This is a genomic window from Pseudomonas sp. XWY-1 (assembly GCF_002953115.1).
In the GTDB taxonomy this organism is placed as follows: Bacteria; Pseudomonadota; Gammaproteobacteria; order Pseudomonadales; family Pseudomonadaceae; genus Aquipseudomonas; species Aquipseudomonas alloputida.
Genome location: NZ_CP026332.1, coordinates 165,303 through 180,009, shown reverse-complemented (window position 1 = coordinate 180,009; position 14,707 = coordinate 165,303). Strand labels below are relative to the sequence as shown.

Here is a 14,707-nt window from a genome sequence, read left to right as displayed (position 1 = left end):
CTCCCACAGGTATTGCACAAGTTTCAAAAACGGTGCAGACCTGTGGGAGCGGGCATGCCCGCGAAGGGCTCAACACCAGACTCAGCGCTTGCCGCTGCGGATCATCTCCATGAAGGCCGGCATCGACGCTTCCTTGTCCGCCAAGATCCGCGGCATGTGCGGGTTCTCCCCCATCAGTTGCAGCAACGCCTTGGCCTGCGGGAAGTCCGCCAGGAAGTCGATGTCCAGCACCTTCTTGCCCACCGCGTTGGCCAGGTCGACCGAGAAGCAGAACATCAAGTCTGCCAGCGTCAACTGCTCGCCCGCAACATAGGGGGCAAAGCGCCCGTTGCGCTTGAGCGTGGCAAACCCGGCCAGCAGGTCCGCACGCGCTTTCTCTTTGATCAGCGGGTCGACCGACATGCCAAAGAACGACTCGGCATAACAGGTACGCGCAGGCAGCTCGATGTACAACTCGATTTCCTTGAGCAGCTCCCGCACCTTGGCTTGGCCGAACGGGTCGGCTGGTAGCAGTGCCTTGCCACCCTGGGTCTGCTCGATATAGTCGAGGATCACACTGGTTTCGCTGAGGAAGCCATGTTCGGTTTCAAGCACCGGCACCTTGCCCCGCGGGCTCACTTCCAGCGCCTGTGGCGCCTGGCCGCCATAGAAGGTGACTTCCTCGAAAGGCAGGCCTTTTTCGAGCAGGGCCAGCTTTACCATGTTGTAGTAGTTGCTGACCGAGAATCCATAAAGCTTGAGCATGACGAAACAGCCTCCAGGCCGTAAGGGGTTGGCGTGGACTTTATAGACTGAACACCTGCCACTGACCAGCGTCATGCACCCCGTCAATGCCCGGGCATTGCCGCCACAGGCATGGCACACTGTTGCATCCCATCCTAGGAGTACCGCGATGAGCGAGCCCACCGACATCGACAATGACGACGACGAAGCCTTCGCCGAGGCAACGCTGACCCAGGCCATCGAAAACCAGATCGAAAGCGGCGAGCCGCCTGCAGCAAAGGCCACTTTCAACAAGCTGACGCTGGTCGGCTATGAGCGTGAAGACATTCTGAACCTGATGGCCCATGTGCTGGCCTTCGAGATCGACAACATGCTGGTAGAGGACCGTGCGTTCAACGGCGAGTGGTATGAGAACGCTCTGCGGGCACTGCCGGAGCTGCCGCCTGAGATGGATCAAGGCGACGACGAATAACCCGGCTACACTCGAAGATCAGGCACCGTAGAAAGTGCCGCAATCCTTGTCTGGAAGTCAGGAGTCGTCATGCCTTTTACCCCCGATTTGATCGACGAAATGGAAGTACTCGCGCTGTTCAAACACGACAGCAGCCAGGAAGGCATCAAGATAACCAGCACCGCATCCCCTGCCCTGATCGCGGCTGCGCAACGCCTGCATGAGAAGGGGCTGACCGATCAGCCGGATGGCGGCTACCTGACCAGCCTGGGTCATGACGCCGTTGAAAGTGTCCAACTGCTGCAGAACATTCTCAAGGCGCCACAGCCAGCCTGAGCATCAGGCTTGCGCAAGATCTGAGACCTTGCGCGGTCCCTGTGGGACCGCGCAGGCTCCAGTCAGTTGGCCGCAGCACTGCGCTTTTCCGCCAGCCACGAGCGGCCGTAAAGGAACACGATGGCCAGCAAGGCCACCGCTTGCGCCGACAGCGAGTAGGCATCGGCATGAATCCCCAGCCAGTCGAACTCAAAGAACGCCACTGGCCGTGTGCCCAGCACACCGGCCTCTTGCAGCGCCTTCACGCCATGCCCGGCGAATACTACCGACAGCGCGCACAGCAGCGCGGCGTTGATGCTGAAGAACAGCGATAGCGGCAGCTTGGCCGAACCCCGCAGAATCACCCAGGCCAGGCCCACCAGCAGCACCAGTGCCGTCGCGCCACCCGCCAGCACCGCCTGATGCCCGGCGGGGCCTGCCTGCAGCCACAGGGTCTCGTAGAACAGGATCACTTCGAACAATTCGCGGTACACCGAGAAGAATGCCAGCACAGCAAAGCCGAAACGCCCGCCACCGCTGACCAGGCTGCTCTTGATGTAGTCCTTCCAGGCGGCAGCGTGGCGGCGGTCATGCATCCACACGCCAAGCCACAGCACCATTACCGCGGCGAACAACGCCGTGCAGCCTTCCAGCAGCTCGCGCTGAGCGCCCCCCACATCGATCACATAGGCCGCCAGCGCCCAGGTGGCGAAGCCGGCAACCAGCGCCAGGCCCCAGCCGATGTTGACGCTACGTACTGCCGACTGCTGCCCGGTATTGCGCAGGAAGGCCAGGATCGCCGCCAGCACCAGAATCGCCTCGAGGCCTTCACGCAGCAGGATCAGCAAACCGGAGATATAGCTCAGCGTCCAGCTCAGGCCATCGCTGCCCAGCAGCTTGGCCGCCTGCTCGAGCTTGGTTTTGGCGTCGGCCAGACGCTGTTCGGCCTGGGCCACGGGCAGGCCGTCCTGCAGGGACTGACGGTAGGCCATCAGCGATTTTTCGGTGTCCTTGCGCGCCTGGGTGTCGATGTTGTCCAGCGAGCTTTCCACCAGTTCGAAACCCTCCAGGTAGGCCGCCACCGACAGGTCATAGGCCTGATCGTGGTCGCCTGCGCGGTAGGCCGCCAGGCTCTTGTCCAGAGTGCTGGCAGTGTATTCGAGCAATTGCGCCGGCCCGCGCTTTACCTGCGGCGGCTGGGCACGCTGGGCGCGGAATGCCTCGACGGCCGCAGTGCCTTCGTTGACGGCGACTTCGGCCGGGGTTTGGCGAGCCAGGTCGGCGAGGTTCCAGGTCTTGTCACCTTTGCCCGCTTCCGGCTTGGCGGTGAAGCTGGCGATATACGCGGCCACATCCCAGCGTTGGCGGTCGTCCAGCTGGTCGGCAAACGACGGCATTTCGGTGCCGTCTATACCCAGGGCCAGGGTGTTATAGAGGTCGAACAGGCTTAACTGGTCCAGGCGCGAGACATCGCGCAGGTTGGCGGGTGCAGGCTCCAGGCCCACGCCAGCCGGGCCATCGCCGGCGCCGGTGGCGCCGTGACAGATCGAGCAGTTCTGTGCGTACAGCGCAGCGCCGCGGGCGGGGTCCGGGGTAATCACCGGGGCCTGGCTGACCTCGTAGGCCACCGCCAGTCGCGCACCCAGCTGCCGGGCCTGTTTGGCGACCGCAGTACCTTCCTGACGCTGGTCGATGGCCTGGCGCAGCGCCTGGACGCCCTGTTCCAAAGCCGCTTGTTCAGTATTTGCGGGCAGGCCTTTGACCAGGTCAGCCAATACCGCGCTGAACTCCTGTTGCTCGCGGTATTCGCCCTCGTCGATCACCTTGCCGTCCTGCACGGTCGGCGGGTAGTCGGCGCCAATGTAGTCCAGCAAGTGCTGGGCTTTGGCAGCCTCGGCGGGGGACTCGGCCAGCGCCAAGGTGCTGCACAGCGCCAGCACCGGGCCGAGCAATGCAGCCGGCAGCCAGGCAAGCAGACGGGAACGGGTTTTCATGGCCAGTCTCGAAGGAAATGCGAAAGAGAACATTGTTCACTTCCACTTTGCTTCACTCAAGGGTGCTGGGCAGATTTCATGAAAAATCTTGCTACAAATCAGATGAAGTGGAGGGCATAGCGGACCAGCCCTCAAGGATCGCATCAGGGCTTGGCGGTGCCCTTCCAACCACCACCCAACGCCAGGAACACGGCAATTTGCCCCTGCGCCACTTGACTATTGGCTGCAGCCAACTGCGCACGCATATCGGTATAGGTTCGCGTCGCCTGCAAATCCGCCAGGAACGACTCACGCCCTGCCTGGTAATACCGGTGCGTCTGGTCCGCGGCTTCCTTCGCCGACTTCTCCGCCTCGGCCAGCGCATCGCGCCGATCGAGCAAGGCGCTGTACTGTGCCAGCCGGGTCTGGGTCTCGCGAATGGCGTTCAGCACCACGCCATCGAAGTGCGCCAGGGCCGCCTGGGTCGAGGCCTCGGCCATGCGAATGCGGGCACGGGTGCCGTTGGTGGGGATGCTCCAGCTAATCTGCGGGCCAAAGCCCCAGCGGTTGGTCGAAGGCTCGCCAAGGTTCTCCAGGATACCGATGGTGCCAACCTGGGCGCCAATGCTGATGTCCGGGTACAACGCGCCGGTAGCCACGCCAATATAGGCGGTGGCGGCAGCCAGCTGGCGTTCGGCCTGGCGCACGTCGGGGCGGCGCTTGAGCAGGGCCGCGCCATCGCCCACAGGAACCAGCTGGTTCAGGTGCGGCAGCTCGGCGCAATCGGCGGTACCGGCAGGCAACTGGTCGACCGGCTTGGCCAGCAGCGCGGCCAGGGTGTACATGCCCGTCTCGCGTTCGGCCTTGAAGCGTGGCAGTTCGGCACGCAAGGATTTGAACTGGGTCTGCGAGCGGGTGACCTGGGTTTCATCGCCACGCCCAGCATCGCGCAGGCGCTGGTTGAGTTTCACGCTTTGCTCCTGCAAATCGAGGGACTCGCGGGCAATGTGGTATTCCTCATTGGCCGAGCACACCTGGGTATAAGCCTTGACCACGTCCGCCACAAGCGTGATGCGGGCAGTGTCGGCAGCGGCCTGCACCGCGTCGGCATTTGCCTTGGCAGCCTCGGTACCACGCTTGAAGGTGCCCCACAGGTCGAACTGGTACGAGGCACTGATGATGGCCTCACCGATGTTGGCTACCGGCACCTTCTCAGGCTGCAGGAAGGCTTCGCCCGACTCCTGCAACCGCTGAGCGCCGAGTTTGACGCCACCGTTGAAGCCGCCTTGCGATTCAGCCACCTCCACCTGGGCGCGAGCTTTGGCGATGTTGGCCGCCGCCACGCGCAGTTCGGTGTTGGCACTCAGCGCCTGACGCACCAGCTCGTTCAGCCGCTGATCCTGATACAGCTGCCACCAGTCCTCGGGGACCGGTGCCGATACGACGCTGTCGGCATCCTGGCGCAGCGGGCCGTTCAGGTCATTGCGTTGCACGGCCGCATCCCCAGGCACCTCATAGTCGGGCCCCACCATCATGCAGGCACCCAGCGACAGGCACAGGCCAGCCAGGATCAGCTGTTTCATGGGCGCTGGCCCTCGATGATCGACACCGTCGCAGTACGCCCGGCGATCATGCGGAAGTCTTGCGGCACTTCGTCAAAGGCGATGCGCACCGGAATGCGCTGGGCCAGGCGTACCCAGCTGAACGCCGGGTTGACGTTGGGCAGCAAGTTGGCGCCACTGCTGCGGTCGCGGTCTTCGATGCCAGCGGCGAAGCTCTGCACATGGCCACGCAGGCGGGTGTTGTCGCCCATCACGCGGATGTCCACGGCATCGCCGATGTGTATACCGCCCAGCTTGGTTTCCTCGAAGTAGCCATCGACGTGGTAGGAGGCACTGTCGACCACCGAAAGCACCGGGCGGCCAGCAGTGACGAACTCGTGGTTACGCGGCGCGCGGTCGTTGAGGTAGCCGTCTACCGGGCTGCGCACCACCGAGCGGTCAAGGTTGAGCTGGGCAGTATCGACAGCCACTTGCGCCTCGCTGACAGCCGAACGGGCACGGGCCTCGCGGGACTGGCTTTCTTCCAGTTGCTCGGCGGCCACCAGGTTGCCCAGCTTGCGGTTGCGCTGCGCTTCGCGGGAAGCCTGGGCCAGGGTCTCCTGGCGCTCGCCAAGGGTTGCCTTGGCTTGACGCAGGGCCAGGGTGAAGCGGTCCTGGTCGATGGTGAACAGCACGTCGCCACGTTTGACGGTCTGGTTGTCGCGCACCTCGACCTTCTGGATCAATCCCGACACATCGGGGGCGATCTGGATCACGTCGGCGCGTATGTGGCCGTCACGGGTCCAGGGGGCAAACATGTAGTAGACCACCATCTGCCACACGAGCACGGCGGCGAAGGTCACTACCAGCAAGGTCAGGACCACACGGCCCAAGGTCAGCAAAGGTTTTTTCATGGCAGCATCAGGTTTCGACAAAAGTGGTCCACCGCACCAAGCAGCACGGCATACAGAGCAACGTTGAACAACGCCCGGTGCCAGACCAGGCGGTAGAAATGCAGGCGCACCAGCACCGCGTGCACCCCCAGGAACAGCAGGTAGGTGCCAAACATCATCACCAGCAGCGTGGGCAGAAACACCCCGCTGATATCCAGTTCACCAATCACAAGGGCGCTCCGTCGAGCCCGGGGGGCAGTTGCGGTTGTTCGGCGGGTTCGAGCATCACCTCCACCCCCGGCAGTAGCGCCAGGCGCAGGCCACTCAGGGCATGCAGCAGGTGGGTGCGGGCATCGCCGCGCTCGTACAGCTCATCCAGGTTCAGCGCCAGGCGAGCGCGTTCCATGTTGCGCAGCAGTGCGGCCGGGGCATGCAGGCGTTCGCCAGCACGCAGGCAGGCGGCGTAGTGCGCGCCAACTTCCTCGACCACAGTGTTCAGGCGCTCGCGAGCCTGCTGGCCGGCGCGCGGCATGTACGCCAGCAGGTCGAGCAGGTTCAACCCCACGCGCAGGTCACGCAGTGCCACACCACTGTCCTGGCCGGTTTGCGACAGACGTGGCAGGTGCTGCATCAGGCGGTCGAGCATCTGTACGCCAACCTGGCGATGTTCGGCCAAGGTCGCAGGCTCGGTCATTTCGACGATGTCGCGCCAGGCGAAGCGGGTCATGCGCTTGGCCGCCAGTTCCACGCCGAACGGGCGCATCACCAGGGTCCAGATAAAGGCGAACAGAAGGCCCGCGGGGCCGGCAAGGTTGGAGTTGAGGAAGGTAAAGAAGTCGGCGTCGTAGGCACCCTGGATGCTGATGAAGGTCGACGTGTTGACGATGGTCAGCAAGGTGCCCAGGTAGAAGCGCGGCTGTACGGTCAGGGTGCCTATGCAGATGAACGGCACGGCAAAGGCCAGCACCAGCATCGGGAAGTCGTGCAGGTTGGGCAGTACCAAAAACAGGTACAGACTGGAGAAGATGACCGACATCAGCGTCCAGAAAAAGAACCGGTAGATCTGCGGTGCCGGGTCGTCCATGGCGGCGAAGAAGCTGCACGCAACTGCCGCGAGGATTACCGCACTGGCGCCGTCGTTCCAGCCCAGGCCGATCCACAGGCCGCAGGCGACCACGATCGCCAGGACCGTGGAGGCTACCGAGTAGAGCATCAGGCCACGATCGAAAAACGCTGTCAGGCGGCCCAGCCGCCAGTGGCGATACACCGCACGCCAAGGCTTGGCATCATCGGTACGCAGGGCGTGCTGCAGGGTGCAGCAGTCCTGCCACAGGTCGGCCCATTCGGTCAGGCGGTACAGGGCGTTGGACAACAGCAGCTCGGCGCGCTGGTCGAGGGCGGCTGTAGCGGGCTGCAAGCGGCCGATCTGCTCATGCAACGTGGCCCAGTGCGCTACCGAAGCGCTGTCGGCGGTGCCTTTGAGCCATTCACGAGCGGCTTCCAGCACGGGTTGAAGCTGGGCGAACTGGGCCGGGGCGCGGCCTTCCAGGGCAACCAGTGCATCGTCGAGGGCGTCGATCACCGGCAGCAGATGGATCATCCGCCCGCGCAATTCGCGGGCGTTCTTCAGGGTATGCGGGCCGGCACCTTCGTGGGCGAGCTGACCGATCATCAGCTCCAGCGAGTTGAAGGTAGTGACCATCGCCCCGCGCATACCGCCGACCTTGTCAGCGCTGGCATCGCGGGCCAGGTAGGTGTCGCTGTAGCGAATCGCCTCGGTGAACCAGTTTCCGGTGGCACCGACTACCACCGGCGCCAGCCGGCGTGGCCAGAAGATAGCCCCGACGACTGCCGCGCAGACAATTCCCAAACAGATTTCCTGCGCGCGAGAAGAAGCCACATCGAACACTGCCAGCGGATTATCCACCACGGCCAAGGCAATCATCGGCAGGGTATAACCGGCCAGCATCAGCACGTAGTTGTTGGCCGTGCGCAGGTTCAGCGAAAGGAACAGCAAGGTGCCGGTCCACAGGGCAACGGCGATGCTCAGCAGCAACGGTGACTGCACCAGCGGCGGCACCAGGAAGATTGCCCCGCCAGCGCCGAGCAACGTGCCTACGGCACGGTACAACGCCTTGGAGCTGGTCGGGCCGACGAAGGGGCTGGAGACGATGTATACCGTCGCCATGGCCCAGTAGGGGCGCGGCAGTTGCATGAGCAAAGCAATGTACAGGGCAATCATGGACGCGCCGAAGGTGCGCACGCCGTAGAACCAGTCACGGGCCGGAGGGACGGAGCTGAAGAAGCCGTTCATGCCACCCCGCCTGCACTGCCCAGGCCGGCAGCCTCGAAGGCACGAAGCACACGCAAGGCAGCTTCCAGGTCGGCCTGATCGATACCGCCGAGCACATCGCGGCGCAAGCGCACCAGTTCGGCTTCGATGGCTTCGGCCAGGGCACGGCCTTCGGCAGTCAGGCTCAGTGCCTTGGCGCGGCGATCCAGTGGGTCCTCGCTGCGGCACACCAGGCCAGCTTTGCACAATTGGTCAAGCAGGCGTACCAGCGACGGGCTTTCCAGGCCAGCGGCCTGGGCCACAGCTACCTGGTGCACGCCGTCGCCCAGGCGCACGATCATCAGCAGCGGTGCAGCGCAGGCCTCGGAAATGCCGTAGCCGGTCAAGGCGGTATGACAGATGCGCCGCCAGTGGCGGGCAGCGACTACCAGGCCACTGCTGACTTGCAGGCGCAGGAAATCAAGGGACATGAAGAGAACCAAATATATTCATAGTTTGCTAACTATCAATATACGCCCCGACATCCCCCTGTCGTCAACAGGGGGCGACGGATAGCCTGGGTTAAATGTTGTTCATTTTTCAGTCAGCACTGAAGAGACATACTCAGGGATGGATCTGGTCTTCCAGCTTCATGGTCAAGGCCAATGTGCTGCCCATCTGCACCGCCCGGTCCCGCCACTCCTGATACCGCACCGCATCACGGCTGCTGAAATGCACCGCCAGCTCCTCTGCCGCTTGCACCACCCCCGCCGCTGCCGCCAGCTCAAGCCAGTACAGCGCTGCCTTGAGGTTGGCCTCTACGTGCAGCCCATGCATCAACCGGTAGCCCACTTCAAAACGACAACGCGCTTCGCCCTGTTCGGCGCCACGCAAGAACCACTGATAGGCTTGCACCAGGTCAACCTGCCATTCCAGGTCACCGTCGCACACCTCCTCCTCATACAGGTCACCCAGGGCGGCGGCGGCATGCAGCATGCCGCGGTCGAAGGCCTGCCGGTAACACTCCGCCGCCTGCACATAGGAAGGGTCGATGCCTTTGCCGAAGTAGTGCTGCTGGCCAAGGTTGAACCAGGCAGCAGCATTGCCCTGCAGGGCCGCCATGCGCAACAGGTGCCCGGCCAGCACGGTATCGGCCCGCCAGTACTTGCCGTTGAGCCAGATCCAGCCGAGGTCGTTCAATGCGGACACGCTGCCTTGCAATGCCTGACGACGCAGGTCGACATACACCGCCTGCAGGTCGTTGGCCTCATCCAGGCGGTTGACCAGCAGCGACCGCTGGCTGGGCAAGCCCACACCGGAAAACAGCCGCTGTCGCCTTCCTGCAGGGGCAGGAGGGGCGATGACCCGCTCGGGCAGAAGGCGGGCAAGTAGCGAATGGATATTGCTGGCAACAGACATGTTCATCCTCATTGAACGACGCACAACCCCAACCTTCGGCTGTGATGAGGCGTGATTCTGCGTGATGTCACGTCAAAACCTGTCGCGAACGATTCGGCACGAGGCAACCAAATGCGACTTCCTTGATCTGAGCAGGCTGTGGCCAATTGCCATGCCCCACGCATGCCGCCATCCTATTGCGGCAAGCCTAGACAAGGACGTTATCTTTTGCCGTTCGCCACCACTCGCGCCACCCTCAGCCGACAGTGGGCGCTGCTGCGCCAGTTGCCCAGCCGTTCCCCAGGCATAACCAGCGCCGAGCTGGTCTGGCGCCTGCGTGACGTGGGGTTCACGGTCAGCAAACGCACTGTCGAGCGTGACCTCAACGAGCTTTCGCTGATATTCCCGCTGGAGCGCAATGACAAGAGCATTCCGTTCGGTTGGCACTGGTCGGCCAGTGCCGTGGGCGAATTGCGCGGTAATTTCGACTTGCTGACACATCTGCGAGGGGATGCGTTGCAGCCATCGCAGGGTGAGGGCGTGGAGCTGGTGGCACGAGTCAGCGATGCACTGGCGCGGCAGTTGCGGGATGCGCCATTGAGCAGCGACATGCAACTGACGGCGCTGGAGCATGGGCATCGGTTACGCGGCACGGTAAGTGACGGCTGGCCATTACGCTGGTGGCTGTTGAGCCATGGGGACAGGGTGGTGGTAGAGCAGCCTGCCGGCTTGCGGGAGGAGATTGGCAGGATTCTTAGCAATGCGGCAGCTCAGTACCAGAATTTGTAGCCAGTACAGGGTCTTTCGCGGCGGTTCGGCGCGTCGCGCCTCTTTCAAGGACGAAGATCCCGCAGACGCGGACTCTAGCGTCAATCTGCCGCGAAAAGGCCGGTACTGGCTTACCTGCTAGCGCTGCATCCCCCATCGCCGCACAGTCAACCGCTCCAGCGTATTGAACACCAGCCCTTCCACCAGCAGACCGATCAGGATCACCACCGCCAACCCGGCAAAGACCTTGTCGGTATACAGCTCGTTGCGGTTCTGGAAGATGTACCAACCCAACCCGCCTTTGCCACTGCTGGCACCAAACACCAATTCAGCGGCGATCAGGGTACGCCAGGCAAACGCCCAGCCGATCTTCAACCCCGACAAGATCGACGGCAGGGCTGCTGGCACGAGGATGTGCAATACCAGCCGCAGGCCCTTCAGACCATAGTTGCGGCCAGCCATGCGCAGCGTCTCCGACACACCGAGGAAGCCGGCATAAGTATTCAGCGCCAACGCCCATAGCACCGAATGCACCAGCACGAAGATCAGGCTGTTGTCACCCAGCCCGAACCACAGCAAGGCCAGCGGCAGCAGAGCAATGGCCGGCAACGGGTTGAACATCGAGGTCAGCGTGCCCAGTAAGTCTCGGCCCAATTGGGTCGACACCGCCAGGCTGGTCAGGCCAAAGGCCAGGACGATACCCAGCACATAGCCTTTGAGCAGTATTACCAGCGAAACACCGACCTTGGCGGGCAGTTCGCCACTGATCATGCCGTCCCATAGCGCCGTGGCGGTTTGCAGAAAGCTTGGCAGCAGCAGGTCATTGTCCTGGTAGCGGGCAACGGCTTCCCATAGCACAGCGATCACCAGCAATATGACCGCCTTTCTCAACCAGCCTTGCTGCCACAGGCGTTGGGCCAAGGGGAGTTGTCGTTCTACAGGCACACTGAGCAGGGGCTCCAGCTGCACCTCGTATTCCTGGCGTACAGGTGTAGTGGTCATGGCTGAGGCTCCTGTCAGTAGGCGATACGAATATCGTTGAACCCAAGGTTGTCAGGCTGTTCCGGGATATCGGCTTCATCGAACAGCAAACGGTGGATACGCCGGGCACTGGCCTGGAAGTCGCTGCCACCCAGGCTGCCCAGGCCGTATTGATGGCTATGCACCTCGGCGCGCACCCGCCCCGGGTGCGGCGACAACAGCAGGATACGATTGCCAACCACCAGTGCTTCTTCGATGGAGTGGGTGACGAACAACAGGGTGAACCGCACTTCCTCCCACAGCAGCAGCAGCTCTTCCTGCATCTTGCGCCGGGTCAGCGCATCCAGGGCGGCGAACGGCTCATCCATCAACAGGATCTTAGGCTGGGTGGCCAAGGCCCGGGCAATTGCCACACGTGCCTTCATACCACCGGACAACGTGTGTGGATAAGCATCGGCAAAGGCGGCCAGACCGACCTTCTCCAGATAATGCAGCGCCCGCTCCTCCGCTTCCGCACGCTTGAGTTGGCCAGACACCAGCAGCGGAAAGATGACGTTCTGCTTCACCGTTTTCCACGGCGGCAACTGGTCAAACTCCTGGAACACCACGATGCGGTCGGGGCCTGGGCCACGAACTGTCTGGCCCTGCAGCAGAATCTGGCCTTCTTGCGGCTGGATAAAACCGGCCACGGCTTTGAGCAGGGTGGACTTGCCACAGCCTGAGGGGCCGAGCAGTACAAAACGATCAGTGCGGTCGACTTCGAAGCTGACCTGATGGGTGGCCCGCACCACGCGTTGCGCAGTACGGTATTCGAGGCTGAGGTTATCCACCTTGAGCAAAGGCGGCGTTGCAACACGGCTCAGGTTGCTGGCCGTGTGGCCTGGCAATGGGGCGGTCATGATCGGTCAGCTCCCCTGCAGCGGGCGTTCATCCTGGAAGAAGTAATCCTTCCACGATTGCGGCTTGTGCTTGATGGCGCCTACCCGATAGAGAAAATCGGCCAGCTTGTAGGTGTTCTTGGGCGTAACGGTAAATTCGTACTGCGGGTTGTCGATCAGCTTGATCAGCGCGTCGCGGTCGATCTTGGCCTTGGTTACGCGGATATAGGTGTCGGCGGCAGCGGCCTTGTCTTTCTGGGCGAAGTCTGCGGCTTCGGCCAGGGCATCGACGAAGGCCTTGTAGGTCTTGGGGTTGTCCTTGCGGAACTTCTCGGTAGCAAACAGCAAGGTCGGCGAGTTGGGGCCGAGCAGGTCGTAGCTGTTGAGCACCACGTGCACATCCTTGTTGGCCAGCACCTGGTCCTGGAACGGCGGGTTGGAGAAGTGCCCGTTCAGCTCGGTGCCGCCCGCCAACAGTGCGGCGGTGGCGTCCGGGTGCGGCACGGCCAAGGTGTATTTGTCGAGGCGGTTGTATTCCTTGTCGCCCCACTGCTGGGCAGCGGCGTACTGCAGGAAGCGCGACTGCACCGAAACACCCACCGCCGGAACGGCGATACGGTCTTTGTCGGAGATGTCGGCGATGGTCTTCACGTTGGGGTTGCTGCTGACCAGGTAGTACGGAAAGTTGCCCAGCGAAGCCACGGCCTTCACGTTCTGCCGGCCCTTGGTGCGGTCCCAGACGGTCAACAGCGGCCCGACACAGGCGCCGGCGATGTCCACCGAACCGGACAACAATGCGTCGTTGATGGCCGAGCCACCCGACAGCTGCGCCCAATCGACTTCGATGTCGATGCCCTGCTCCTTGCCGTGCTTCTCAATCAGGTGCTGGTCACGCACCACGTTCAGCAGCAGGTAGACGATGCCGAATTGTTCGGCAATACGGATCTTGCCTTCGGCCTGGGCCACGGCGGGGGCGGCTAGGCTGCCGACGACCAGGCTTGCGCCCAGGCCGATGCTTGCCGCCAGGCGGCTGATGGATTTGCGCATGATGGTTTCCTCAGTCGTCAGAACGGGGCATCGCCCTGGATGGTGGTGCGGTACAGCTTGCGCCGCAGGTGCGCGGGGCAGCCGGTGGCCAAGTGGATCAGCGAGCGGTTGTCCCAGAACACCAGGTCATGGGGCTGCCACTGGTGGCGGTAAATGTTCTGCTCCAGCACGCTAAGGGCATACAGCTGCTGCAGCACGTCGCGGCTTTCATCATCAGGCAGGCCGACAATGCGGGTGGTGAAGCCTTCACTGACGAACAGGGCCTTGCGGCCGTTTTCCGGGTGGGTGCGGACTACCGGGTGAATGACCTCCTTTACCTGCGCCAGTTGCTCGGCAGTCAGGGTCGGGCGCCAGTTGCCTTCGAATTTGGTTTCAGCGTAACGGGCGGTATAGGAGTGAGCGGCACTGCGGCTCTCGACCACTTTGCGCAGGGTGTCAGGTACAGCGTCCCAGGCTTTATGCATGTCGGCGAACAGGGTGTCACCGCCTTCACTGGGCAGTTCCTGAGCATGCAGCATGGAACCGAGGCTTGGCAGCTCTTTGTACGACAGGTCCGAGTGCCAGAATTTGCCGGCATCACCCAGGCCGATGTTCTGGCCATTTTCGATGATGTTGGAAACGATCAGGATCTCGGGGTGGCCAGTCAGCAGGAACTGCTTGAGCACATGGATCTGTAACTCACCGAAGCGGCGGCTGAAGGCGATCTGCTGTTCCGGGCTGATACGCTGGTCGCGGAACACCAGCACATGGTGGTCGAGGTGGGCGCAATGGATACGGGTGAAATCCTCGGCGCTGACTGGTTTGGCCAGGTCCAGGCCTATGATCTCGGCGCCGACGGCACCCGAGAAGGGGCGAACTTCAAAAACTTGCGGCTGGGCGCTGTCGATGGACGACAAGGCGTTCAAGGCGGCTGACATTTTTCACTCCCACGCAATGCGCGACCTCAATGGCGCGCAACGATCAGAAACGCACGGGGATTTCCCGTGTGGGTTCAAGTCGTGCGGCGCATCGATTGGTCGACGGGTACGCAGTGAAAGTGACTATAAAGTCATAAATCCAATATTTTAAATACCATTAAGGAATAACAATATCACTGTCGCAGGAGCGTCCGGCAGTCAGATCAGCCCGCCCTGCTCTTCTTCGTCAATCAGGTTATTGAGGCTGCTGAGCGCCTTGCGCGCCGTGGAACGGTTGAGCAGCTTGGCCTGCGCGCCGGCGGGCAGGTCGGTGATCTTGAACACGCCCTTGGCGGTCAGCACGTCGATCAGATCCTCAAGCACGCGGATCATGTCCAGGTCGCTTTGTTTGAGCTGGTTGAGGCTGTTTTCCACGACATCATCGGCAAACCATTCCTGGATATCGGCATGGTCTGAAGGGAGCATTTCGGTGAACTGATCAAACGCGGCTGCTTCCACCCGCAGCAACTGGCCGGCGGCGTTGCGTTGCACGTAGAACATGGCGATGTCC

Annotated in this window: 16 protein-coding genes; 3 read left to right on the top strand and 13 right to left on the bottom strand. The window is 62.5% G+C overall.

The window, feature by feature from the left end:
• Positions 1 to 81: 81 nt before the first annotated feature.
• Positions 82 to 744 carry a glutathione S-transferase gene (locus PRJ_RS00780; protein WP_019439226.1) on the bottom strand — a complete coding sequence of 221 codons (663 nt, stop codon included), beginning with the start codon at positions 742 to 744 and terminating at the stop codon, positions 82 to 84.
• Between the two features lie 148 nt (positions 745 to 892).
• On the opposite strand from PRJ_RS00780, the gene PRJ_RS00775 reads away from it, so the two are divergent.
• Together PRJ_RS00775 and PRJ_RS00770 are read left to right on the top strand one after the other, a co-directional pair.
• Positions 893 to 1,195, top strand: a complete 303-nt coding sequence (locus PRJ_RS00775; protein WP_010951568.1) for a hypothetical protein — start codon at positions 893 to 895, stop codon at positions 1,193 to 1,195.
• Between the two features lie 69 nt (positions 1,196 to 1,264).
• Positions 1,265 to 1,510: a TIGR02647 family protein gene (locus tag PRJ_RS00770; RefSeq protein WP_003255900.1), complete on the top strand. Its 246-nt coding sequence runs from the start codon at positions 1,265 to 1,267 to the stop codon at positions 1,508 to 1,510.
• Between the two features lie 62 nt (positions 1,511 to 1,572).
• Here the strand turns inward: PRJ_RS00770 and PRJ_RS00765 are convergent, their stop codons facing one another.
• The 7 genes from PRJ_RS00765 to PRJ_RS00735 form a co-directional block, all read right to left on the bottom strand.
• A complete protein-coding gene (locus PRJ_RS00765) occupies positions 1,573 to 3,516 on the bottom strand; it encodes an FTR1 family protein (RefSeq protein ID WP_104960572.1) in 1,944 nt (647 codons plus the stop codon).
• 110 nt (positions 3,517 to 3,626) lie between these two features.
• Complete coding sequence (locus PRJ_RS00760; RefSeq protein WP_010951566.1) at positions 3,627 to 5,045, bottom strand: efflux transporter outer membrane subunit; 1,419 nt, start codon at positions 5,043 to 5,045, stop codon at positions 3,627 to 3,629.
• The gene (locus PRJ_RS00755) at positions 5,042 to 5,917 is read right to left on the bottom strand and encodes an HlyD family secretion protein (protein ID WP_010951565.1); all 876 of its coding nucleotides are present in this window, start codon (positions 5,915 to 5,917) and stop codon (positions 5,042 to 5,044) included. The genes PRJ_RS00760 and PRJ_RS00755 overlap by 4 nt, the downstream gene beginning before the upstream one ends.
• The gene (locus PRJ_RS00750; protein WP_003255905.1) at positions 5,914 to 6,126 is read right to left on the bottom strand and encodes a DUF1656 domain-containing protein; all 213 of its coding nucleotides are present in this window, start codon (positions 6,124 to 6,126) and stop codon (positions 5,914 to 5,916) included. Before PRJ_RS00750 ends, PRJ_RS00755 begins: the two co-directional genes overlap by 4 nt.
• Positions 6,123 to 8,210: an FUSC family protein gene (locus PRJ_RS00745; RefSeq protein WP_020190729.1), complete on the bottom strand. Its 2,088-nt coding sequence runs from the start codon at positions 8,208 to 8,210 to the stop codon at positions 6,123 to 6,125. The genes PRJ_RS00750 and PRJ_RS00745 overlap by 4 nt, the downstream gene beginning before the upstream one ends.
• Positions 8,207 to 8,659, bottom strand: coding sequence for a MarR family winged helix-turn-helix transcriptional regulator (locus PRJ_RS00740; RefSeq protein WP_003255908.1), 453 nt, complete (start codon positions 8,657 to 8,659; stop codon positions 8,207 to 8,209). The genes PRJ_RS00745 and PRJ_RS00740 overlap by 4 nt, the downstream gene beginning before the upstream one ends.
• A 133-nt stretch (positions 8,660 to 8,792) precedes the next feature.
• Complete coding sequence (locus PRJ_RS00735) at positions 8,793 to 9,587, bottom strand: tetratricopeptide repeat protein (protein WP_014589291.1); 795 nt, start codon at positions 9,585 to 9,587, stop codon at positions 8,793 to 8,795.
• A 207-nt stretch (positions 9,588 to 9,794) separates the two neighbouring features.
• Between PRJ_RS00735 and PRJ_RS00730 the strand changes: the two genes are divergently transcribed.
• A complete protein-coding gene (locus PRJ_RS00730; RefSeq protein WP_064491746.1) occupies positions 9,795 to 10,355 on the top strand; it encodes a WYL domain-containing protein in 561 nt (186 codons plus the stop codon).
• A 117-nt stretch (positions 10,356 to 10,472) separates the two neighbouring features.
• On the opposite strand, the gene PRJ_RS00725 is transcribed toward PRJ_RS00730, so the two are convergent.
• The 5 genes from PRJ_RS00725 to PRJ_RS00705 form a co-directional block, all read right to left on the bottom strand.
• Positions 10,473 to 11,336 (bottom strand): ABC transporter permease, encoded by an 864-nt coding sequence (locus PRJ_RS00725; protein ID WP_011953178.1) that lies wholly within the window; start codon positions 11,334 to 11,336, stop codon positions 10,473 to 10,475.
• Positions 11,337 to 11,350: 14 nt separating this feature from the next.
• The gene (locus PRJ_RS00720) at positions 11,351 to 12,214 is read right to left on the bottom strand and encodes an ABC transporter ATP-binding protein (protein WP_104960571.1); all 864 of its coding nucleotides are present in this window, start codon (positions 12,212 to 12,214) and stop codon (positions 11,351 to 11,353) included.
• A 6-nt stretch (positions 12,215 to 12,220) separates the two neighbouring features.
• Entirely contained in the window at positions 12,221 to 13,240 is a 1,020-nt protein-coding gene (locus tag PRJ_RS00715) for an ABC transporter substrate-binding protein (protein ID WP_104960570.1), read from the bottom strand.
• A 17-nt stretch (positions 13,241 to 13,257) separates the two neighbouring features.
• Positions 13,258 to 14,157, bottom strand: a complete 900-nt coding sequence (locus PRJ_RS00710) for a TauD/TfdA family dioxygenase (RefSeq protein WP_104960569.1) — start codon at positions 14,155 to 14,157, stop codon at positions 13,258 to 13,260.
• 198 nt (positions 14,158 to 14,355) lie between these two features.
• The gene (locus PRJ_RS00705; RefSeq protein ID WP_003255921.1) at positions 14,356 to 14,697 is read right to left on the bottom strand and encodes a hypothetical protein; all 342 of its coding nucleotides are present in this window, start codon (positions 14,695 to 14,697) and stop codon (positions 14,356 to 14,358) included.
• Positions 14,698 to 14,707 lie beyond the last annotated feature (10 nt).

What these genes read in the sequence shown, in the direction of transcription:
- PRJ_RS00780 (WP_019439226.1), bottom strand. Translation starts at nt 744, where the DNA reads ATGCTCAAGCTTTATGGATTCTCGGTCAGCAACTACTACAACATGGTA.
- PRJ_RS00775 (WP_010951568.1), top strand. Translation starts at nt 893, where the DNA reads ATGAGCGAGCCCACCGACATCGACAATGACGACGACGAAGCCTTCGCC.
- PRJ_RS00770 (WP_003255900.1), top strand. Translation starts at nt 1,265, where the DNA reads ATGCCTTTTACCCCCGATTTGATCGACGAAATGGAAGTACTCGCGCTG.
- PRJ_RS00765 (WP_104960572.1), bottom strand. Translation starts at nt 3,516, where the DNA reads ATGTTCTCTTTCGCATTTCCTTCGAGACTGGCCATGAAAACCCGTTCC.
- PRJ_RS00760 (WP_010951566.1), bottom strand. Translation starts at nt 5,045, where the DNA reads ATGAAACAGCTGATCCTGGCTGGCCTGTGCCTGTCGCTGGGTGCCTGC.
- PRJ_RS00755 (WP_010951565.1), bottom strand. Translation starts at nt 5,917, where the DNA reads ATGAAAAAACCTTTGCTGACCTTGGGCCGTGTGGTCCTGACCTTGCTG.
- PRJ_RS00745 (WP_020190729.1), bottom strand. Translation starts at nt 8,210, where the DNA reads ATGAACGGCTTCTTCAGCTCCGTCCCTCCGGCCCGTGACTGGTTCTAC.
- PRJ_RS00740 (WP_003255908.1), bottom strand. Translation starts at nt 8,659, where the DNA reads ATGTCCCTTGATTTCCTGCGCCTGCAAGTCAGCAGTGGCCTGGTAGTC.
- PRJ_RS00735 (WP_014589291.1), bottom strand. Translation starts at nt 9,587, where the DNA reads ATGTCTGTTGCCAGCAATATCCATTCGCTACTTGCCCGCCTTCTGCCC.
- PRJ_RS00725 (WP_011953178.1), bottom strand. Translation starts at nt 11,336, where the DNA reads ATGACCACTACACCTGTACGCCAGGAATACGAGGTGCAGCTGGAGCCC.
- PRJ_RS00720 (WP_104960571.1), bottom strand. Translation starts at nt 12,214, where the DNA reads ATGACCGCCCCATTGCCAGGCCACACGGCCAGCAACCTGAGCCGTGTT.
- PRJ_RS00715 (WP_104960570.1), bottom strand. Translation starts at nt 13,240, where the DNA reads ATGCGCAAATCCATCAGCCGCCTGGCGGCAAGCATCGGCCTGGGCGCA.
- PRJ_RS00710 (WP_104960569.1), bottom strand. Translation starts at nt 14,157, where the DNA reads ATGTCAGCCGCCTTGAACGCCTTGTCGTCCATCGACAGCGCCCAGCCG.
- PRJ_RS00705 (WP_003255921.1), bottom strand. Translation starts at nt 14,697, where the DNA reads ATGTTCTACGTGCAACGCAACGCCGCCGGCCAGTTGCTGCGGGTGGAA.